Below are 19,616 nucleotides of genomic sequence, written 5' to 3'. Positions count from 1 at the left end.
GGCCGAGGTGACACCGTCCGTCCCCGCGGAGAGCGCGCCCTGCGTGTACTTCAAGCAGCTGGCACCCTTCCTGCCGTCACAGCTGGAGGGCTTCACCGTGACCCACACCCAGGGCTCCACGGGGAAGTACGGCGAGGTGTCCGTCTCCGAGGCCGAGCGCCTCTTCACCCGAGGTGAGGGGCGAGAGGTGAAGGTGCGCATCGTGGACACCACGATGGGCGGGAAGATTGGACAGGCCATCCGCGACGCGGCCCAGCGGGCGAAAGGAAGGGACCCGAGCGACCCGGCGGCCCCCATTCTCTGGGAGGACGCCGTGGGCTTCGTGCGATACGACGAGGAGGAGTCGCTGGCGGAGGCGAACCTCCTGGTGGGCGAGCGCTTCGTGGTGGCCGTCACCAGCCGGGGCTTCCCGGGCACCGTGGAGGTGCGACGGGTGGCGCGCGGTATCGACCTGGCCGGGCTGGCCCGGTTGCAGTGAACCTTTTCGAGATGGGCAAGGAGTCTCCCTGGTGGTGAAGGACAAAGGAACGCGGCCCAAGGCGGACCTGCTCGCGGAGGAGAAGGCGGCGCGCGACGCGGTGGCCAGCCTGGGCAAGCGGGAGTTCCTGGATCAGCTCCAGAAGCTGGCGAAGAGCTTCGCGTCGGACCCGGGCAACCCGGGCTCGTACGCGTGCGAGGGCTGCCAGCGCTGCGCCAACTGCATGTTCTGCAAGGACTGCGACAGCTGCTTCCAGTGCACCCACTGCACGCGGTGCGAGCTGTGCAACAACTGCTCGCACTGCGTGGAGTGCAAGAGCTGCCACGCGTGCGCCTACTGCGTGCAGAGCGAGAACTGCACCAGCAGCGCGTACCTCGTGCTCAGCCGCAACCTGCAGGACTGCAACTACTGCTTCGGCTGCGTGGGGCTGGCGAAGAAGGACTTCCACATCCTCAACGTCCCCTTCCCCCGGACCGAGTACTTCAAGGTCGTCAGCCGGCTGAAGAAGGAGCTGGGGCTGCCGTAGCAGTCCCAGCGGGTGCTCGGAGGTGGACTACAGGGCCCTCACATAGAGGGCCTTGAGGTACTCCGTCTCCAGCAGGCCGCCGAGCACGGGGTGGTCCAGCCCGGCGCCACGGCGCTCGAGAATCTGCACCGGGCGCTTCGCGTCCGCTGCGGCGGCCAGCACCATCTCCTCGAAGCCCGCGCGGTCCAGCTTGCCGGAGCAGGAGCAGGTGACGAGCAGGCCGTCCGGCTTGAGGCAGCGCAGGGCGCGCAGGTTGAGTTCGTGGTAGGCGCGCAGCGCGGTCGTCAGGCCCTCGCGCCGCTTGGCGAGGCCGGGCGGGTCCAGCACCACGGTGTCGAAGCGGCGCCCTTCCGTGTCGAAGCGCTTGAGCACGTCGAAGGCGTTGGCGTTCTCCACGGTGACATTCGTCCGGCCGTTGGCCTCGGCGTTGGCCTTCGCGCGCGCGGCGGCCTTCGGGTCCTGCTCCACCGCGAGCACGGAGGCGCAGGTGCGCGCGAGCGAGAGCGCGAAGCCGCCGTGGTAGCTGAAGAGGTCCAGCGCCTCGCCGCGCGCCAGCTCGCCTGCGCGCAGGTGGTTGTCCACCTGGTCCAGGAAGGCGCCCGTCTTCATGTCGCCCAGGAGGTCCACCTCGAAGCGGTTCTCCCCCTCGTGGTAGGTGAAGCGCGCGTCGCCCTGGCCGTGCAGCAGGCGCGCCTCGCGGGGCAGGCCCTCGAAGTCGCGGCCGGAGCCATCGTCGCGGGCCACCACGTGCGTGGCGCCGGTCAGCTCCGCCAGCATCCGCGCGAGCGACTCCTTCCGGGCGTCCATGCCCTCCGAAATCGTCTGCACGGTGAGGCCCGCGCCGTAGCGGTCCACGAAGAGACCCGGCAAGAGGTCCGCCTCGCCGTGCACCAGCCGCAGCCCGTCGCGGCCGGCCAGCGGGGCGCGGCGCGCGAGCGAGGCCTCCAGCCGCCGGCGGAAGAAGGCGTCGTCCACCGGCTCCTCGGCGGGGCTCTTGCGCGTCAGCAGGCGCAGCGCCAGCGGCGAGCGGCGCGCGTAGAGGGCCTGGCCAATGGGGTTGCCCTGCGGGTCCACCACCAGCACCACCGCGCCGGGGCCCTTCACGTCGGGCGGGGCGGCCAGCTCGGTGCGGTACAGCCAGGGGTTGCCACGGCGCAGCGACTTGGCGCCCTTGAGACTGGCGCGCGCCACGGGAAGGGCTGCTTGGGGGGGCATCGGGCTCTCACTCCAGGCCGCGCGCGGCCAGTTCTTCGTCGTCCTCGCCGCGAAGGTGCCCGATTTCGTGGAGCAGCGTCACACGAATCTGCTCGCGCAGCTCCTCGGGGGTGCGCACCGCGCGCGCCAGGTTGCGCCGGTACAACACCACGGAGCGGCACGGTGTCTCCGAGCCATCACACGGCTCGCCCAGCGGAGGGCCCCGGAAGAGGCCCAGAATCGTGGGCGACAGGGGCGGCTGGTTGGCCAGCAGGTCTCCGTCCGCGGGCAGCTCCTCGGCGGTGACGGGCACGCCGTCCAGGTCGCCGCGCATGTCCTCCGGGAGCGCGGCCACGGCGCGCAGCACCTCGGCGCGGAAGGCATCCTCCGAGGGCAGCGGCGGGGCCGGGAAGTCCTCGGGCGCCAGCGCGCGGGCCTTGTCGAAGTGCACCTGCGCCTGCTTCCACCGGCCCTCGCGCTCCAGGAGCAGCCCCAGGTGCTGGTGCGCGTGCGCGGCCCGCTCGGCGTCGTCCAGCAGCCTGGAGAAGGCCGCCTTCGCCTCGGCGAAGCGGCACAGCTCGAAGAGGGCCAGGGCGCGCTCGTAGAGGGCCTCCCTGCTGCCGGGCTCTCGCGCCAGGACGATGGCGGCGCGCGCGAGGGCCTCCTCCGCCTGTCCCAAATCGTTGAAGGCCATGGCCGCCACCAGCGCCAGGTGGGGCACCAGCTCCGGCGGCGTGTTGGGCTGCGACAGCCCGCGCTCGGCGTAGAGGACGCCCAGCTCGTCCCGCTCGCGCGTGGAGGGCAGCTGCACGGCGTACAGGTGCGCGGCGCCCAGGAGCGCGTCCGAGTCCCCCGGGTCGATGGCGAGCGCGCGCGCGTAGGCGAGCTGCGCCTCCGGCTCGCGGCCCAGGGCGGCGAGCGCGATGCCGCGCTCGGCGTGGGCGGCGGCCAGGTCCGGCTCCAGGGCGGCGGCCTGCGCGGCGCAGGACAGGGCCTCCTCGAAGCGCCCGTCGTCGAAGTAGCGGCGCGCGGCGTCCAGCGGGGCGGCGCCCTCGGCGCGGCACACCGCCAGTGGCCGCACCCGGTGGGTGGCGTCCTCGGGGGGCATGACGGGCGCGTCACCGGCGGCCGGCGCGCTGGAGGCGCCCACCGAGGCCGTGACGGAAGCCCCCGCGTCCGGCGCTGCGGGGGCCGGAGCGGTGCGCTTGCAGGCAGCGAAAAGGAGACAGAGGGCGAGCAGACCGCGCCGCGACATGGGCCGCCAGGGTACGGCATCACCCGGCGGACGGGAAACATCGACGTGTCTGCTCGCTTGCCGCAATCCCGCCACGGGGGGACGTGCATTAGGTTGGGCGGCCTATGAGAGACCTGATTCTGGCGTCGACGTCGAGCGCCCGGCGGGCCCTGATGGATGGGATGGGCATCCCCTATCGCACCGAGGCCCCGGGTGTGGACGAGACGGTGGCCCCCCACCTGTCCGCCGAGGAGGCCGTGCTGGAGCTGGCGGCGCGCAAGGCCCGCGCCGTGAAGGACCGCCACCCGGGCGCATGGGTGCTGGGCGCGGACCAGCTCGTGGAGGTGGGCGGCAGAATCCTCACGAAGCCCGTGGACCGGGACGATGCGCGGCGGCAGCTCGGCCAGTTGATGGGGCGCACCCACGACATCCACACCGGTGTGTGCCTGGTGGGGCCGGGCGGCCACATCACCGAGGGCGTGGAGCGCGCCCGCCTCACCTTCTACCGCCTGGAGCCGGACGAGCTGGAGCGCTACCTGGACCTGGAGGAGTGGCGCGGCTGCTGCGGCAGCTACCGGGTGGAGGGCGCCGGGCAGGCGCTGCTGCAGCGACTGGAGGGAGACCGCACCAACGTGCAGGGCCTGCCCATGGTGACGGTGGTGCGCCTGTTGCGGCAGGCCGGCTTCCCCTTCTTCGAGCGCCGGTAGGGCCGGTGAGGCCCGGGCTCCACGGCCCGGGCCTGACGGGCGCGGAGGCTCACCCGGCGGTGGACAGCTCCGCGAGGATTTCGCCGTACGCGGCGCGGGCCTTGTCGGCCTGGTCCGCCTTGAAGCTGACGGCGGCCACCACCGGGTGCCCGCCTCCGCCGTAGCGCCCGGCGATGGCGGCCAGGTCGTGCTGGCGCAGCTCGGGCTTCCACGGGTTGGAGCCGAGCGACACCTTGGCGCGCGAGGCGCCCTTCCCCACCCACAGCGTGTAGCGCGCGTCCGGGTAGAGCGCGTAGGCGATGAACTTGTTGAGGCTGTCCACGCCCTCGTCCACGAGGTCGAAGAAGACGACGCCGCGCTCGTAGCGGGCCCTGACGCGCACCAGGTCGATGTGGCCGCGGTGGCGCTCCAGCAGCGGGGCCAGGGGCGCGGCGATGAGGGGCGAGGCGGCGATGTCCGCCAGCGACTCGGACTGCATGCGGCGGATGACCTCGGGGATGAGGGCCGGGTCCTTGTTGGCCTCCAGCACCGTCATGATGCGCAGCGCGGGCTCCTCCAGCGCCACCGCCATCTGCGGCGTGGGGAACTGGGCGCCGTCGATGATTTCCGCCCAGTGGATGAGGTCCGCCATGGGCGACGCGTCCCAGCCGAAGCGCTCGCGCGCGACGTCCGCGAGGTACTTCGTGCAGCTCTTGCGGTGCGCGTCGTGGAACTTGCGGCCGCTGGTGTCCGCGCGGAAGTGGGCCTCGTCGCCGGGCTGCTGGAAGGCCGAGACGTGGTGGTCGAACCACCAGGTCAGCCGCGGGTCCTGGCTGTAGCGGAAGTCGACGATGACGTTCTCTTCGCCGGTGAAGACGGCCGGGTCGATGCCCTCGGCCCCCGGCTTGTGCGCGAGCCCGAGGTACCGGAAGGCCGCGTCCGGGCGGATGCGCTCCCGGTAGAAGCGGGAGAACACCGCCGCGCTGGCGGCGCCGTCGAAGCAGCTGTCGTGGAAGAGGACCTGGACGTTCATGGGAGGGCTCCTCTACTGCAACACGCGGCCGGGCGCCCACCCGCCAGAGGCATGACTCCCGCGTCAGGGCCCCTCGAATCACCCTCGGGGGCATCGCCCTCTGGGACGAGACGGGGACGTGACAGTGGGGTCACGGGGGACCTTCCAACCGACATTTCTTGGCAGGTGACGGAACCTTGACTGTTGAACGAAACGTCGAGTGCGAAGGTCCGGGTGAACGAAAAAACTCGACAAAACGAATCACGCCCTCTGGGGCAGGTCGGCCGTTTCACGGGGAGTGCTTTGGAAACCCGCTATCCGACTGGGGAAACGTGGGCGGTGTCACACCAGGCAGGTAGCCCGTCCATTGGCACCTCGCCTGCATGTGTCAGACCCTCGGTGTACTCACCCGTGCAGTGAGGCGCGGTGGGAGGAACACATGGCCAAGAGGACGACACGCAAGGGCAAGAAGGTTCTCCGGCAGGGTCGGCGGGTGATGCCGGCCATGCGGCGGACCGCCCAGCGGGCCCGAGCGGCAGCGGAGAAGGCTCAGCTGACGGTGGGCGAAATCATCGCCGCGGCGTTCGATACGTCCGGCGGAGAGCTGGGCGGGGTGCTGGCGCAGCTGGCCTCGCCGCAGATGAGCCGGGCGCTGGGGCGCCGCATCATCCTGGAAGGCTGAAGTTTTTGCTTCAGCCTCGCCGCTCCCGGAGGACGGGAGGGGCGTTCGCGTGGCCTCGGGGCGCCTTCAGTCGGCGGCCCACAGGGTGCCCGCGGTGTAGCGCTGCTGGGTGGGCTCTCCCGCGAGCAGCTTCTGGAAGTCGCTGACGTTGTTCGGGTGCACCAGGAAGGTGCCCGAGCGCGTCTCAAGGCGCACAGGCTCGGCCAGCTCGTGCGGCTCCCCGGACACGGTGCCTCCGCTTCCGTCCTCCCGTCCAACGGACGGGACGGTGGCGCAGCCGGAGAAGAGCAGGAAGCCGAGCGCGACGTGGAGCCTCATGGTGTCCTCCAAGGGCGAGCCCCGGACGGGGCGGGAAGAGGGGCCCTGCCTACGTCCCTTTCCCGGCGGAGGCAAGACGCCGCCTTATGGAGTGAACAGACGAAGGCCCGCGCCCCCTTTCCGTGGGACGCGGGCCTGGGTGCGTCAGGGCGTTGGGTGCCCGGGGTTACTTGGGCTGCCAGCGCGGGCGGCTCTCGTCGCCCCCCGTCGTCCTCACGCCCGTGGGCTGGGTATGACGAATCGCGTTGCCGGCGAGGGTTCCGTCCACGGGATTGATGGGCTGGACATAGAGCTGCCCGCCCTTGATGTACGCGATGTGCCGTGCGTCTGGAGAGAACGCGGGCAGCGTCGCGTCGCGAACGAGTTCGACCTCGTTTCCTGAAGCCGTACCATCCGGTCCGATTCGGCGCAGGTAGATGACGTTGCCTGCGTCAGTGGGGCAAAGAACGGCTGTGGGGTTGCCACAGAGTACGGGCTGGCTTCCCGAGACGTTGGAGTAGTAGGCGCGCACGAAGGCGGCCCAGGAACCATCTGGAGCCCAGGCAGGGTTTGCGATGTAAGCATCCACGGTACCCGTGTCTGTCCCGACCGTGACATCCCGGCTGTCGATCCTCGCGACTGGCTTTGCCTCCCCACCCGTATTCGGGATGGTGAAGAGCTCGTAGTTGAAGTTCGGGGGCTTCGTGGTGTTCGGCTTCAGGAACAGGATCTGGTCGTTGGTCTTGTTGTGGTACGGCTGGGTACCGTCGCTGGCTCCGGCCACGGTCGTGGTCGTGGCGTTGCCGACCATGCCCCTCACGACGCCCTCCCCCCCGGTGCTGTACACGAAGCTCATGCCGTCACGAGCCCACGAGGGGAAGCCACCGGTCTGGGTCAGCGTGGTGACCGTGCCACCATCCGGGTTGATGGCGGAGATGCCGGTGATGCCGGCGTCCGTCGAGCGCGTCCAGGCGATGTAGTTGGACGGTTCCCACTCCATGTAGACGAAGTCACGGGTTCCGGCGTCCGTGCTGTCGGTGAGTTCACGCGTCTCACCCTGAACAGGGGGCACGCTTCGGGTCACCAGCCGGGCCGAGTCCTCGGCTCCTTCCACGAAGGCAATGGCGTTCCCGCCGGGAGCCCAACGGGCATAGCGGCTCGAAGCCGTTTCGGACTCACTGAGCTCGACCACTGCCGCGTTCTCGTCGTCGTGCCGGACGGCCACCACCGCGGTCCGGTCGCTCGCCCGATTCACGGCTACTGCGATATGCAGCGCCTGGCAGGTGCTGCTGCCCACGGGGCCCTCGCAGCGCAGGTCGGCCATGCAGTCCCCCGACGCGGTGCAGGCGCCACCCTTGGGCACGTTCATGCTGCCCGCGTCGGTGCCGGCGTCGGTACCCGCGTCGGTGTCACCGGTGCCCGCGTCGGTGCCGGCATCGGTGTCGCCCGTGCCCGCGTCCGTACCCGCGTCGGTGTCACCCGTGCCTGCGTCCGTGCCCGCGTCCGTGCCACCGGTGCCCGCGTCGGTCTCAGGCGGCTGCTCCACCGGGCGCCGCTCACACTCGTTGTCCTCGGTGCAGACCCACTCCTGACCCGGTCCAGCTTGCCCGTTATCGTTGCGGCAGTCGAACGCATCAACACACTCGTCCCCACAGCCCGTCGTGAGAACCCACAGCACGCTGCACAGCGCGCTGACAACGACACGTTTGGTCATAAAGACCCTCCAAAATGCGAAGGGCGCGTATAGCTTCGCGGCTCCTGCACGTGCTCGGTTTGGCGAGCACGACCGGCAACCCTGTTGCTGATTGAACGGCGAACCATCGCTGCGTGCTCAATGATCGACACCCACTGCCATCTCGATGCGACGCGCTTCGACCCGGACCGGCCCGCGGTGCTCGAACGCGCCTGGGCCGCGGGGCTCCACGGCATCGTCATTCCCGGTGTCGGCCCGCATGACTGGGAGCCGCTGCTGGAGATGTCCCGCCAGGACGCCCGCCTCCAGGTGGGCCTGGGCATCCACCCGCAGCTCCTCCCGGACATGCCGCCCGAGCAGGACGACGCCGTCCTCGAGCACCTCGACGCCCTCCTCTCCCAGGGTGGCGCCGCGGCCGTGGGCGAGTGCGGACTCGACGGCCCGTCCATTCTCGGCGCGCCGCTGGAGCGGCAGGTGGCCGTCCTTCGCCGGCACCTGGCCCTGGCGCGAAAGTACGGGCTGCCGGTGCTGATGCATTGCCACCGGCTGCACCCCGCGCTCATCGATTTGCTGAAGCAGGAGGAACTGCCCGAGGCGGGCGTGCTCATGCACAGCTACAGCGGTGGCGTGGAGCTGGCGCGCTTCTACCTCCAGAAAGGCTGCCACTTCTCCTTCGCCGGCCCCGTCACCTGGGCGGAGGCCCGGAAGCCGCTGGACGCGCTGCGGGCCATCCCCTTGGAGCGGCTGATGGTGGAGACAGACGCTCCGGACCAGGCGCCCACGCCCCACCGGGGGCAGCGCTCGGAGCCCGGCTACCTGCCCCACATCATCGAAGGCATGGCCCGCGTCCGGGGAGAGCCCGTCGAGGTGGTCGCCCGGCAGACGACCGAGAACGCCCGCAGGTTCTTCCGGGAAGCTTTCCCACCTCCATCGCGGTAGGCGAGCGTCGCGTTATAAGAGGACCTCCATGAACCCCCAGTCGCTCTCCCCTGCCGCTGCCGAGACCTCCCCCGCCACCCCGGCGGCCGAGGCCCGGACCGAGAACTCGCTCGCCCGCCCCTTCAAGCTGTCGAGGCGCTTCGACCGGACAGGCCGGCTGCTGGGCGACTCCGCGATGGAACGGCTGGCCAACGCCCGCGTGGTGGTCTTCGGCCTGGGCGGCGTGGGCAGCTACGCCGCCGAGGGCCTGGTGCGCAGCGGCATCGGCCACCTGACGCTGGTGGACCATGACGACGTCTGCGTCACCAACACCAACCGCCAGCTCCACGCCACGGTGAAGTCCGTGGGCAAGTCCAAGGCGGAGCTGATGGCGCAGCGCTGCCAGGAGATCAACCCGCAGGCGAAGGTGGAAGCGCTGCGCGACTTCTACCGCGAAGAGGTCGCCGAGCAGATGCTGGCGGCCGGCCAGTACGACTTCGTGGTGGACGCCATCGACAACGTGAAGGCGAAGCTGCACCTGCTGCACCGCTGCGTGACGCTGGGCGTGCCGGTGGTCAGCTCCATGGGCGCCGCGGGCCGGCTGGACCCCACGGCCATCCGCGTGGAGGACCTGTCCGAGACGCACATGGACCCGTTCGCCAAGGACATCCGCAAGCTGCTCAAGCGCAAGTACGGCGTGGAGACGGACCGGCACACCGGCATCACCGCTGTCTACTCCATCGAGGCGCGGCGGATGCCGGTGGCGCTGCAGTACGACGACGCCACCGACGGCTTCCTGTGCGTGTGCCCGCAGGACAATGACTTCCACACCTGCGACCACCGCACCCAGATTGATGGCAGCGTGGCCTTCGTCACGTCCTGCTTCGGCATGAACGCGGCCGGCGTGGTGGTGCGGCGGCTGGCGTCCAGCCGCTGAACGCCCAGGCGGCACATCTGGGCATTCACGGCGTGGTGGCTAACCTGCTTCAGGGAAGTCCGGTAAGGCGCAGGCCCGCGTGGAGGAAGAAGGCGGCGAGAACGTCGTGGCGGTGGCCCAGGCGCACGAATGAAGCGCGTGCCTGGGCGCGCAGCTCGGCGACAGAGTCGGGCGTGGCATTGCGCAGTTCGGCCTTCACCACGCCGTTGCAGCCCTCCTCGGGATTGAGGTCTGGCGCATAGCCTGGCAGCCGCTCAAGGAGGAAGTCCTCGGGGTGGCGGGCGACGAAGTCGAGCATCTCGGCACTGTGGTGCTGGTTGAGGTCGTCCCACACGATGGTGAGAGGACGGCCCACTTTCCTGCGGAAGTAGCGCAGGGCAGCGATGATGTCCTGGCTGGTGAAGCTTCCCTCCCGGTGGCGCGAATACAGGCGCGCCGGCCCGGGGCCGTACAGGGCAACGAGGGCGACGATGCTGGAGACTTCGCGCCGCTTGTCAACGACGGCGCAAGGTGGGCGGGTGCCTGACGGGCGCCCAGGTAGACGCTACGCGGGCCCGAAACGAACTACCCGTCTCGTCCACGAAGGCAATGGCCCGCCTGCTTCTTCGAGCCCCCCTTTGATACGGGGCCAGTCGCGCTTCAGCCATGCCTCCACCAACGCCTCGTCACGCTCCTTGGCCCGGGTGCGGGGTTGCTGCGGACTCAAACCCAGCCGATAAAGGCGCTCGGCCAGGTAATTGGGGTGGTAGCGCACTCCGAACGTGCGGTGGATGAGGTGCGCCACTCGCGTGAGCGTCCAGCGCTCAGTAGGGAAACCGCAGGTGCGCGCCCCTGCCCGTACCAGCCCCGCCACCTGCCTCCATTCCCCCGAGCTCAACTTCGACGGCCGGCCCGTGCGCGGCCTCGCCTTCAACCCGCGGGTACTGCCGCCTGCCTCATGCAGTCGCCGCGCCCAGCGGCTGACGGAGGCCTCGCTGACACCCACACGGCGCGCCACCTCCGCCTGCGACAGGTGCCCCCGTCGCAGGAGTCGTCCAGCCGCAAGCCGCCGCTCCTCAAGCTGCTGGGCCGTCCAGTGCTTTGGCTGCCACGCCATGGACACCACCCCTCCATAACGTAACTCCTCAGACCCTTACCCGACTTCCCTGAAGGGGGTTAGCGGTTGAAGCGCTTCAGCGAGATGACGTTGCGCTGTCCATCGTTCTCAGGATGAGCACAGAGTATCTCGCCCTGCTCATCCACGGCCAACGCCACGCCGCCAGCGTTAGCAGGGTAGACGGCAACAAGCCGGGCGTCCTCCCATTGGCTTCCCAGCCACTTCTTCATGTGAAGTGAATGACGCCCATTCGTATTGTCGTGCTCGCTCCAAAACACGATGGGCTGTTCTTGTGCACCCAGCTTCAAGAACAAGCGTCCGACGTGAACCTGCGGGGCGCTGGTCAACACGCCAGCCCCAATGGGATTCACAAGCGTGTCACGTGCAGCCCGGAACAGTTCGCTCCCATCTGTCCGATGCACAGTCCATGCCATGAAGGGGATACCCTTCTGGCTCATTGTCAGTGATACGTCTATCAGCGGCTCGTCGGGGTTCAATTGAACTCCGCCCCCTCGGGGCATCCATTGCGTGCCACTCCATTGGGAGAGCGTCAAAGCCCTTCCTTGGCTCCACAACACGACGGGGTTTCCGGCCGCATCGGCTCCCACCCCCAACAAACTCGCGGGTTGGCCAACACCGCTTGCACCCAGAGGGGAGCCAACAGCTTCCCATTTTCCATTCTTGAACCGGCAGACATAGACGCGCCGTTCGGTTGGCGCCGATGTGTCGCGGTCGTTCAGGGCAACAATGGGCTGCTGGTTTTCACCCAAGGTCATGAAAAACGACTGGATCTGTCCACCCATTGGGATGCACCAGAAAGGCAGTCCCACCTGGCGCCAACTCCCATCGACAAGCTCGGCGACCACGACACGCGGTGTGTTGTCGTCACCGTAGTCAAGGAAGCCCACCAGAATCCGTCCATCAGCCATTGCCAAGAGGTGCGGCTGCGACCGCCGGCTCGTATCCGTCAGGTGGGGGAGCATTCCGAGATCGACCCATTCGGAGCCGTTCCACCGACGAACGAAAACATCGCTCCCAAACGGCTCGATCCTTTCGCTCCATGCAAGCAGAGGGGCTTGCGTGAGCGCATCGAAAGCAAGTGACATCGATGAGTTGAGATCAAGCCCAATACTCGCGCTGGTCTGTGTGGACGCGGGAATGAAGGCAGGCGAGTGCCAGGACCACACGCCTGTCGGAGCTCCCAACATGTTTCCAGCAACATCTGTAACCAGTGGCGAAACCGTCACCGCCAACGCCGTGGGAACAGGCGGCGACTGAACCAATGAAATCTCCACCGACTGAAAATCGGCCGCCACGTTCATCGTGAAGCCCAGCACTGCATCCCCCGCAGTGACACTGAAGCTGGCCTCCGTCACGCTGGAGCGCAGCAGGGGCTCGGAGAACTCGATACGGATGGGGGCTCGCACCGAGACGTCTTGCGCCCCAGGCGCTGGCGTACGCGACACCACCTGGGGCGGGGTCCGGTCCACGACCACCGTGCGCACCTCACTCGTGAACCCCTCCCCTTTCCGCGTCGCCCGCGCCGCGAGGCTGTAGCGCCCCTCCGGCACTCCCTGCGTCGACCACGTGTAGCTGTAGGGCGGTGACAGCCTCACCAGGACCTCGTCCCCGAGAAGCAACTCCACCGTCTCCGCCTCGCCTCCGCTCACCACCACCTGCACGGGGACGTCGCCATTCGTGTGGCTCGTCGCCTCCCCCGGGCTCGCGAGGCGGACCTCCAGCCGCGGCTCCGGCAGTGGCTCCTCCAGCGGGTCCACGACTTCGGGAAGGTCAATGCAGGCCGCGCACGTGAAGAGGCACCACGTCACCAGGATTCGCAATCGGTTCATGTCCACTGTCCCTGTGCAGCCCCCGTTCCCGGACGCACAGACTCCTGCTCGAGCCGGGTGCCAGACGCACCAGCCTCCTCAAGCTCGCTGATTCCCTGGCTTTTCCGGCGCACCGTCCGCTTCAGCGGCCACAGCGCCGGACAGGCGCGGCCGTCCCCCGATGCGGACACCGCGTCCTCGAACGAGACGGCGGGCCTACGCCACCTGCTGCCGCTGTGCCTGCGTCTGCGCCAGGGCGGCTTCGCGCCCGCAGGGGCGCCGGAAGACGCAGCGCGCGCAGGAGGTCAGCTCTTCCGTGGGCGGGAAGGCGGACGCATCCATCGGCGTGTTGGTGGCAGGGTCCTTCAGGAGCGCCCGCATCTTCGCGACGCTCCCCTCGAAGTGCCGGCGGAACAGGCCCATGGCCGCCGGGTCCACCATCACGTCCTGTTCCTTCCCCTCGTTGAGATACACCAGCGAGGCGCGCACCTTCTCCACCGGCACCCGGTAGCGCTGCGACACGTACAGCGCATAGCCGAGCACCTGCTCGTCGTACCCGTCGCGCGCCTTGCCCGTCTTCCAGTCCACCACCACCGTGGTGCCGTCCGAGTCCACGAAGGCGAAGTCCGGAATGGCGAAGACTTTTATCCCGTCCAGCGTGAAGTGCGCGAAGTCATAGCCCGCGTCCACCTCCAGCCACTGCTCGGGCTTCAGCCCCTTCGCCACCTGCGGCCACCGCGACGCGAAGAACCAGGCCAGCGCCGAGCGCACCGTCTCCCAGTTCTGCTTCCACGCGTCGTCCGGCACCACGTCGCCGTACTCGTGCTCCACCAGGCCGGTGAACTGCTTGCGGTACTTCTGCGTCCAGTACGACTTGCCCCGCGAGTGCCGGAAGTCGTCCTGCATCAGCTTGCGCGCCCGCGCCTCCACCACCGCCGGGTCCACCGCCCGCCCCGCCCGCCAGTCCAGCAGCACGTCCTTGATGGCCTCGTGCACCACGCTGCCCGCCCAACTGAAGCGGTTGCCCAGCTTCTTCAGCACGTACAGTTCCCGCACGTCCTTCGGCGCATCCGCCTCCCACCCTCCCCAGGAGCGGTAGTAGTAGAGGTAATATGCCCGGAGGCACTCGGAGAACTTCTCGTGACGGCTCTTGGACCAGGAGAAGTCGTTGCTGAGGGTGGGACGCCGCATGGAAGGGCGGCATCCTAGGCGTTCGCCTGCTCCTCCAGAAGAGGGGCGAGCAAGGAAACGAGCGCCCGCCGGTGGTTGAAAGACACTTCGCCGACGCTACCAGGAGGGTATGGTGCGCGCGGCATGAAGACCCAACCCTTCAAGGGCCGTGTGGTCCTGATTACCGGGGCTTCCAGTGGCATCGGGCGGGCGGCGGCGAAGCGGTACGCGGAGGCTGGAGCGGATGTCGTGCTCGCCGCCCGGCGCCTGCCCCAGGTGGAGGAGGCGGCCCGTGAAGTGACGTCACTCGGCGTGAGGGCACTGCCCGTGCGGTGCGACGTCACCCAGGGCGAGGACGTGGAGCGCCTCATGCGCGAGACGGAAGCCACGTTCGGCGCGCTGGACGTGCTCGTCAACAACGCGGGCCAGGGGCTCTACGGGCCGCTGGAGGCGATCAGCGAGGAGCAGCTCCGGCAGGTGTTCGAGCTGAACGTGTTCGGCCTGTGGAGGGTGACGCGCGCGGCGATGCCGCTATTGCGCAGGCGCCCCGGCGCGCAGGTGGTCAACGTCAGCTCGGTGCTGGGCCACCGGGGGCTGCCGCTGCTCGGCGGCTACTGCGCGTCCAAGGCCGCGGTGAACGCGATGACCGAGTCGCTGCGCGCCGAGCTGGCCGCCGAGGGCATCCGCGTGCTGCTCGTCTCCCCCGGTCTCACGGAGAGCGAGTTCCGCGAGCACCGCCTCCACGCGGAGGGCTGGCGCCAGGACCCCATTCCGTTGAAGGCCATGTCCGCGGAAGAGGTGGCCACCGCCATGGTGCGCGCGAGCCTGCGCGGCCGCCGCGACACCGTGCTCACGCTTCCTGGCCGCGTCATGGTGCTCGCCAACCGGTTCGCGCCCGGACTGTTCGACCGCGTCGCCCGCCGCATGGCGGCCCCTCCGAAGAAGAAGGACACATGAGCCCCCGCGGTCCCCGTACGAAGCGCGCCGAGGCCCCCCAGGTCCCGGCCGATGGCGCACAAGCTGACTCCGCCGGCACGGCACGTCGCACGAAGCGCACGGCGCCCACCCCGTCACAGCACGAGAGGAACGGCTCCCCCACCGCGCGCATGAAGCGGTCCGGTACTTCCGCTCCGGCGTCCACGGTGGCGGAGGCCGCGAGGGACATCGCCGCGCGAGCTTCCCGTGCGAAGCGCTCCGTGACGCGCGGGCCTCCGACTGCCATGGCGGAAGCGGCGAGCGACCTCGCCGCGCGAACGGCACACCCGCGGAACTCCACCGTGGCCAATGCCCCCGCTGCCCGAGCTCCTCGCGCGAAGCGCTCCGCCGCTCCCGCCATCACCGTGTCCCCCACCCCCAAGCACCTGACCGCCGTGCGCGGTCCGTTGCTGGGCTGGTACGACCGCAACAAGCGCGACCTCCCGTGGCGCCGCACGCGAGACCCGTACGCCATCTGGCTGAGCGAGGTGATGCTCCAGCAGACCCAGGTGTCGACAGTGATTCCCTACTGGGAGCGCTTCCTCGCGCGCTTTCCCACGGCGCTCGCCCTGGCCTCCGCGCCTTTGGATGACGTGCTCGCCGGCTGGAAGGGCCTCGGCTACTACAGCCGCGCGCGCAACCTGCACCGCGCCGCGCAGGAGGTCGTGGCGCGCTTCGGCGGCAGGCTGCCCTCCACCGCCGAGGAGTTGCTCACCCTCCCCGGCTTCGGCCGCTATACCGCCGGCGCGGTGGCCTCCATCGCCTTCGGTGAGGAAGCGCCGCTCGTGGATGGCAACGTGGCGCGCGTGCTGTCGCGCCTCTTCGAGGTCGAGGGTCTCCCCGGCGACAAAGAGCGCGAGGCCACCCTGTGGGCCCTCGCCACCGCGCTGGTGAAGGGCGAGCGGCCCGGTGACTTCAACCAGGCCCTCATGGAGCACGGCGCCACCACCTGCCGGCCCGAGAGCCCCCTGTGCCTGCTGTGCCCCGTGCGCGGCGCGTGCGTCGCCTTCCGCAAGGGCCGCGTGGATGAGCTGCCTCCCGCCAAGGTGCGCGCGACGCCGAAGAAGCTCACGCTCGCCCTCGCGGTGTGGCCTCACGCGGGCACCCTCCTCTTCGCGCGCCGCGCGGACTCGGGGCTCTTCGGAGGCCTGTGGGAGCTGCCCGCCGCAGAGGTGGACGCGGACCTTCCGGAGGCCGAGGCCGCCGCCCGGCTCGCGAGCGCGCTGGGCTCGGAGGTGAAGCTGGAGGGCACGCTCGGCACGGTGAAGCGGCAGCTCACCCACCGCGACCTCACGCTGCGGCTGCTCCGCGTGTCCGGCGCCCAGCGCCCCACCCGCGCTCCCGCCTTCCAGGAGCTGCGCTGGTGCACGCCCGCCGAGGCCGCCGCGCTCGGGATGAGCACCGCCATGCAGCGCGCACTGGACGCGGCGCTCGGCTCGGGCGTGCTGAACGGCGACTGAGGCGCCCGTTCAGCTCACGGCTCGTTCTTCACGAGCCGCAGGTGCGCCCGCTTCCACTCGGGGCCGAGCTCGAACTTCGGCTGCGCCTCGCCCCTGCGCGTCAGCGTGCGGCCGTGCGGTGTCAGCCGCAGGCCCGCGTCCAGCGAGTGCTGATACCAGCGCACGCTCCGGACCAGGCCCCCGCGCTCTGGAATATCGAAGAACAGCCACGCATCCTCCGGGTGGCCCGACGTGTAGCCCAGGACTTCGCCCGACCCCACCTTGAAGGACGGAGTCCCCAGGACCTGCTCCACGTCAGCCGCGGTCCAGTTCCGCCCGAAGCGGCTCTCGTCGAAGTGCGCATGCATCGACGCGAGCGCCTCGCGCTCGACGGTCCGCTCCACGGAGAGGTAGCCCAGTCGATGCGCCACCTCCGCGTAGACGGAGGCAGCCTCGTCCGGAAATCGCTCCACGTCCGGCATGACGAGCCGCAGGGCGTTGGTGACACCGTTGATGAGGTTCGAGGGATGACGCGCGCCCACGCGCTCGAGGTGCTCCCGCTCCGCTTCGAGCGCGGGCTCCCGCTCATCCACGAAGCACAGCAGGCCCAGCGTGCGCAGGTAGCCGAGTTCCTGATCCGCCGCGCAGCTGAAGAACATCGTCGGACGGCACAGACTCGCGCGAAGCTCGACCAGCAACCGCTCGTGAACCGCTTCGCTCTGGCGCACCGTGCCTCCCCTCCCGGTTACCGGCCCCGAGTATGCCTCGCGGCGGAGGTCGCCGCTCCCATCCTCGATGAATGACGCACGCTCCGCTCGTGCGGTCCGCCCCCACCGGGAGCGACGTCACGGCCTGCCCTCCGTGCACCACCCGACAGTCACCGGAACGTCGTGTTGCTCCAAGAACCCCTGACCCGGGGGGTCGCTTTCGCGCGCCCCCACCCGAGTCCCAAGCTTGACGCGCCAATCCACGAAGGAGCCCCCCATGGCACGCAACACCGCGCAGAAGCAGAACTCGCAGCAGCCTGCGAGCACGCCGGCACGTCCGCAGAACCCGCTGTCCATGGCCCCGGCACCTCGCACCAGCCCCTCGCACGAGCAGATTGCCCGGCGCGCCTACGAAATCTTCCTCGCGCGCGGTGGCACGCCCGGCAACCCCGAGCAGGACTGGTTCCAGGCCGAGCGCGAGCTGAGCCTCGGCCGCCAGTAGCCGTCGCTCAATGGGGGTTGGGTGACTGAGGCGGGGCGGGGCGCTCGGCCTCGAGCGCTCCGCGCAGCCGGCGCTGCGCCGCCTTCAGCTCCTCCAGGATGCGCTCGGCGTCCATCACCGAGCGCATGGCCAGCCCGCACGCGGGCGTCAGCACCACGGTGGACACCACCCGCGGGAAGGTGAAGCCTCGCGGCAGCGCCGCCTTCAGCGACGCCTCCACCGAGTCCACCAGCTCGCCCACCTCGTACGCGGACGCCAGGTCCGTGGGGACGATGCCCAGGCTGAGCGTCGCGCCCGACGCGAGGAAGCGCTCCAGCGCTTCGCGTTCCTCCACCATGGCATCCAGCGACAGCCGCACGTCCAAGGACAGCAGGTCCGGCTGCACGTCCAGCAGCGCGCCCCAGTCCGTGTTGCCACAGCAGTGCAGGCCCACCAGCGCGCCCTCGCGCTGCAGCGCCACCACCAGCAGCTTCAGCTCCTGCAGCGCCAGCAGGTGCCGCGGCTGGGTGCGCTGGAAGGCATAGAGGCCCGGCTCGTCCAGGAAGAACAGCGGCGTGGTGTTCGCGCGCCGCAGCGCCTTCACCATGGCCAGCGAGCGCGCCAGCACCAGCCGGAACATGGCCTGGTCCAGCCCCGGCACCTCCAGCGCGGGCTGCCCCGTCGTCGTGCGCGCCACCGAGCGCACCGTGAAGGGCCCCGCCAGCTGCGCCTTCGCGAAGGCCAGCTTCCGCGTCTCCACCTCCCACAGGAAGGGCCGCCACGCGCGGCACGCCTCCGGCGAGGGCTCGAAGGCCTCCAGGTTTCCGGCCGACAGCGCCGCCTCCAGCCTCGCCTCGAAGTCCGCGCGGCCCGCCTCCCAGGCCGCCAGGTCCACCGTGCACAGGCCCTCGTCATCGAAGGACAGGCCGGGCAGCCCCTCCAGGGCCGCGGGAATCATCAGCTCGGACGGATGCCCCACCGGCAGCTGCGGCAGGAAGGGGATGTCCATGGCCAGCGCGGCCTGGAGGCCCAGCTCCACCTGGGTGTGGGGCAGGCTTCCAATTCCAGTGGTGGCGCAGGCGGGCAGGAGCTGTACGGCTCGGCGGATGTTCGGCGCGCTCATGCACCCGAGTCTACCCGCTCCCTCCTCTCCCGGGGCGCCTCACCCTACCGGGTCCGATGGGTAGCCGACCTTCTCCACCGGACCCATCGTTCCTGCGTCGGGCCCCAAGGGGCAGCGCGTCAGCGACAGGAGGGACTCACATGTTCCGGCGAATCGGGTCCGCGATGGTTCTCGCGGTGGCGCTGCTGTCCACGCCCGCGCTCGCGCAGGAACGAGGGCTGTCGGTGCGCAGCGGTGTGTCGGCCTTCACGGGCGACCTGGGAGGCGAGACGGACGTCGGCGCCTTCCTCGGCATCCAGGCGGAGGCGCGGCCCCTCCGGCTCCTGGGCGTGGAGCTGGGCTACGAGGGCTCCGCGAACGGCTTCGAGGAGGAGGGCGCCAGCGGCGCGCTGTGGCGGCACAACGTGGGCGCGCTGGCGAAGCTGGGCCCCGTCGTCGACAACGGGTGGATGCCCTTCCTGGGCGCGGGGCTGGGCGTCAGCTACATCGACCCGACGGGCGAGGTCGGCACCAACGTCTTCGAGGAGGACATCGTCGCGGAGGTGCCACTCGCGGCCGGCATCGAATACCGCTTCAGCGGCGTGACGGCGGGCGCGAGCGCCATGTACCGCGTCGTGGCCGGAGAGGGCTTCGCTCCCGGCAGCGCCGACGAGGGCGACCTCTTCACCGCCGGGCTGAGCCTGGGCGGCCGCTTCTAGACTAGAAGCGCCCGACGAGCCCCAGCGAGCCACCGCGCGAGGAGACCTGCACCGTGGGCGCCCACGTGGCCCCGGTGCTCGGCGCGTCTTCCGCGAGCACGCGCGGCCTGGGCGTGGCCCACGCGGACGTCAACTCGTACACCGCCATGGAGCCGAGCAGCGACATCCCCATGACCAGGGGGATGAGCGTCTCCTCATCGACGATGTTCATCGCGTACAGGCCCGTCCCCGCGCCTCCCGCCAGCAGCCCGGCGCCCATCGTGGGAAGGAACGCGCCCCGCCCGTCCAGCAGCGAGCCGGCGCTGTACACCCCGAGCGCCGTCCCCGCCGACCAGCCCATGAGCACGCTCGTCATCGCCCCCACGTCCCGGCAGTTCCCACCGGCACAGCTGCCCAGCGGCGTACCGCCCACCATGAGCCCGCCCAGGAGCCCCGCCACAC

20 protein-coding genes and 2 pseudogenes are annotated in these 19,616 nt (G+C 70.0%); 10 read left to right on the top strand and 12 right to left on the bottom strand.

Going from position 1 to position 19,616, the window contains the following annotated elements; genetic code table 11:
* The first annotated feature begins 7 nt into the window (after positions 1–7).
* Entirely contained in the window at positions 8–478 is a 471-nt protein-coding gene (locus HG543_RS29760) for a hypothetical protein (RefSeq protein ID WP_169348285.1), read from the top strand.
* Between the two features lie 31 nt (positions 479–509).
* A complete protein-coding gene (locus HG543_RS29755) occupies positions 510–1,004 on the top strand; it encodes a caib/baif family protein (protein WP_171818185.1) in 495 nt (164 codons plus the stop codon).
* Between the two features lie 27 nt (positions 1,005–1,031).
* Here HG543_RS29755 and HG543_RS29750 read toward each other — a convergent pair whose 3' ends face one another.
* On the bottom strand, positions 1,032–2,219 hold the full coding sequence (locus tag HG543_RS29750) for a class I SAM-dependent rRNA methyltransferase (RefSeq protein ID WP_169348274.1): 1,188 nt from the start codon (positions 2,217–2,219) through the stop codon (positions 1,032–1,034).
* Between the two features lie 7 nt (positions 2,220–2,226).
* Positions 2,227–3,453 (bottom strand): metallopeptidase family protein, encoded by a 1,227-nt coding sequence (locus HG543_RS29745; RefSeq protein WP_169348273.1) that lies wholly within the window; start codon positions 3,451–3,453, stop codon positions 2,227–2,229.
* Positions 3,454–3,557: 104 nt separating this feature from the next.
* Between HG543_RS29745 and HG543_RS29740 the strand changes: the two genes are divergently transcribed.
* The gene (locus HG543_RS29740; protein ID WP_169348272.1) at positions 3,558–4,139 is read left to right on the top strand and encodes a Maf family protein; all 582 of its coding nucleotides are present in this window, start codon (positions 3,558–3,560) and stop codon (positions 4,137–4,139) included.
* Positions 4,140–4,188: 49 nt separating this feature from the next.
* On the opposite strand, the gene HG543_RS29735 is transcribed toward HG543_RS29740, so the two are convergent.
* Positions 4,189–5,151 (bottom strand): hypothetical protein, encoded by a 963-nt coding sequence (locus HG543_RS29735; protein WP_169348271.1) that lies wholly within the window; start codon positions 5,149–5,151, stop codon positions 4,189–4,191.
* Positions 5,152–5,569: 418 nt separating this feature from the next.
* Between HG543_RS29735 and HG543_RS29730 the strand changes: the two genes are divergently transcribed.
* Positions 5,570–5,812, top strand: a complete 243-nt coding sequence (locus HG543_RS29730; protein ID WP_169348270.1) for a hypothetical protein — start codon at positions 5,570–5,572, stop codon at positions 5,810–5,812.
* 66 nt (positions 5,813–5,878) lie between these two features.
* Here HG543_RS29730 and HG543_RS29725 read toward each other — a convergent pair whose 3' ends face one another.
* Together HG543_RS29725 and HG543_RS29720 are read right to left on the bottom strand one after the other, a co-directional pair.
* Positions 5,879–6,130: a hypothetical protein gene (locus tag HG543_RS29725; RefSeq protein WP_169348269.1), complete on the bottom strand. Its 252-nt coding sequence runs from the start codon at positions 6,128–6,130 to the stop codon at positions 5,879–5,881.
* 166 nt (positions 6,131–6,296) lie between these two features.
* Positions 6,297–7,823, bottom strand: a complete 1,527-nt coding sequence (locus HG543_RS29720) for a TolB family protein (protein WP_169348268.1) — start codon at positions 7,821–7,823, stop codon at positions 6,297–6,299.
* A 120-nt stretch (positions 7,824–7,943) separates the two neighbouring features.
* Between HG543_RS29720 and HG543_RS29715 the strand changes: the two genes are divergently transcribed.
* Together HG543_RS29715 and HG543_RS29710 are read left to right on the top strand one after the other, a co-directional pair.
* Entirely contained in the window at positions 7,944–8,741 is a 798-nt protein-coding gene (locus HG543_RS29715) for a TatD family hydrolase (RefSeq protein ID WP_169348267.1), read from the top strand.
* A gap of 28 nt (positions 8,742–8,769) precedes the next feature.
* Positions 8,770–9,657 (top strand): tRNA threonylcarbamoyladenosine dehydratase, encoded by an 888-nt coding sequence (locus HG543_RS29710; protein WP_169348266.1) that lies wholly within the window; start codon positions 8,770–8,772, stop codon positions 9,655–9,657.
* 49 nt (positions 9,658–9,706) lie between these two features.
* On the opposite strand, the pseudogene HG543_RS29705 reads toward HG543_RS29710, so the two are convergent.
* The 4 genes and pseudogenes from HG543_RS29705 to HG543_RS29690 all read right to left on the bottom strand — a co-directional run.
* Positions 9,707–10,171, bottom strand: a pseudogene (locus HG543_RS29705) (transposase); the annotation flags it as partial.
* A 30-nt stretch (positions 10,172–10,201) separates the two neighbouring features.
* Positions 10,202–10,753, bottom strand: a complete 552-nt coding sequence (locus tag HG543_RS29700) for a winged helix-turn-helix domain-containing protein (RefSeq protein WP_169348265.1) — start codon at positions 10,751–10,753, stop codon at positions 10,202–10,204.
* A gap of 59 nt (positions 10,754–10,812) precedes the next feature.
* Positions 10,813–12,603 (bottom strand): Ig-like domain-containing protein, encoded by a 1,791-nt coding sequence (locus tag HG543_RS29695; RefSeq protein WP_169348264.1) that lies wholly within the window; start codon positions 12,601–12,603, stop codon positions 10,813–10,815.
* A gap of 195 nt (positions 12,604–12,798) precedes the next feature.
* Complete coding sequence (locus HG543_RS29690; protein WP_169348263.1) at positions 12,799–13,773, bottom strand: PD-(D/E)XK nuclease family protein; 975 nt, start codon at positions 13,771–13,773, stop codon at positions 12,799–12,801.
* Positions 13,774–13,896: 123 nt separating this feature from the next.
* Here HG543_RS29690 and HG543_RS29685 point away from each other — a divergent pair, with 123 nt between their 5' ends.
* Together HG543_RS29685 and mutY are read left to right on the top strand one after the other, a co-directional pair.
* Complete coding sequence (locus HG543_RS29685) at positions 13,897–14,709, top strand: SDR family oxidoreductase (RefSeq protein ID WP_169348262.1); 813 nt, start codon at positions 13,897–13,899, stop codon at positions 14,707–14,709.
* 320 nt (positions 14,710–15,029) lie between these two features.
* On the top strand, positions 15,030–16,187 hold the full coding sequence (mutY, locus tag HG543_RS29680; protein WP_371876565.1) for an A/G-specific adenine glycosylase: 1,158 nt from the start codon (positions 15,030–15,032) through the stop codon (positions 16,185–16,187).
* Between the two features lie 14 nt (positions 16,188–16,201).
* Here mutY and HG543_RS29675 read toward each other — a convergent pair whose 3' ends face one another.
* Complete coding sequence (locus tag HG543_RS29675; RefSeq protein ID WP_169348261.1) at positions 16,202–16,894, bottom strand: hypothetical protein; 693 nt, start codon at positions 16,892–16,894, stop codon at positions 16,202–16,204.
* Positions 16,895–17,150: 256 nt separating this feature from the next.
* On the opposite strand from HG543_RS29675, the gene HG543_RS29670 reads away from it, so the two are divergent.
* Positions 17,151–17,375: a DUF2934 domain-containing protein gene (locus HG543_RS29670; RefSeq protein WP_169348260.1), complete on the top strand. Its 225-nt coding sequence runs from the start codon at positions 17,151–17,153 to the stop codon at positions 17,373–17,375.
* 7 nt (positions 17,376–17,382) lie between these two features.
* Here HG543_RS29670 and HG543_RS29665 read toward each other — a convergent pair whose 3' ends face one another.
* A complete protein-coding gene (locus HG543_RS29665; RefSeq protein WP_169348259.1) occupies positions 17,383–18,477 on the bottom strand; it encodes a uroporphyrinogen decarboxylase/cobalamine-independent methonine synthase family protein in 1,095 nt (364 codons plus the stop codon).
* A 140-nt stretch (positions 18,478–18,617) separates the two neighbouring features.
* Here HG543_RS29665 and HG543_RS29660 point away from each other — a divergent pair, with 140 nt between their 5' ends.
* Positions 18,618–19,175 (top strand): outer membrane beta-barrel protein, encoded by a 558-nt coding sequence (locus HG543_RS29660; protein ID WP_246357391.1) that lies wholly within the window; start codon positions 18,618–18,620, stop codon positions 19,173–19,175.
* Between the two features lies 1 nt (position 19,176).
* Here the strand turns inward: HG543_RS29660 and HG543_RS29655 are convergent.
* Positions 19,177–19,616: pseudogene (locus HG543_RS29655) on the bottom strand (hypothetical protein); the annotation flags it as partial.

The organism is Pyxidicoccus fallax, from assembly GCF_012933655.1.
Classification (GTDB): Bacteria; Myxococcota; Myxococcia; order Myxococcales; family Myxococcaceae; genus Myxococcus; species Myxococcus fallax.
This window is presented reverse-complemented; position numbering and strand designations above follow the sequence as displayed.